Genomic DNA, 531 nt, shown 5'->3' on the forward strand with positions numbered 1-531 from the left:
ATATCAAACCGCTTTAATGCCGCCGAACCCATCAGCCGCCCTTCGTTATCGACAGCCGCAAACGCCAGCGGCAAGTCATCCCCATTAAGGCACTGTGCGTAATACACACGGATTTTGTCCAGAGACGACCACGGCGCAAAATCGTGCCATTCCTCAAATAGCGTGAGTGATAAAGGCTCGACAAATTCAGGCTTCAGACGGCATATGTTCATATCGGGTCCTCTTGTTGTACCGCGTAGGGATTATTTTCACAGTATAGGCCGTCTGAAAGGTTAACACATCTTAAAAAATCAGCGTAAAACACGATAAACCCGCCGCCAGCCCCATTCAAATCACTTATAATTCTGCCCATACCGCACACAAACAAAAGAAGAACACCATGGCCAAGAAATTTCCCACTTTCCCGAAAAATCCCGAGCGTATCTGCTGGGGTTGCGACAAATACTGCAAAGAAGACGATCTGCAATGCGGCAACGGTTGCGAGCGCATCCAACATCCCATCGAATTGGACGGCCGCGACTGGTATAAAAA

General features: G+C 48.6%; 1 protein-coding gene and 1 pseudogene. One reads left to right on the plus strand and one right to left on the minus strand.

Features of this window, described 5'->3' with window-relative positions:
* Positions 1-212: pseudogene (locus ACTHUR_RS17745) on the minus strand (GNAT family N-acetyltransferase); the annotation flags it as partial.
* A gap of 167 nt (positions 213-379) precedes the next feature.
* Between ACTHUR_RS17745 and ACTHUR_RS17750 the strand changes: the two are divergent.
* On the plus strand, positions 380-531 hold a 152-nt coding region (locus tag ACTHUR_RS17750; RefSeq protein WP_440400045.1), incomplete at its 3' end, for a DUF3079 domain-containing protein.

Source organism: Neisseria sp. P0021.S007 (assembly GCF_051956855.1).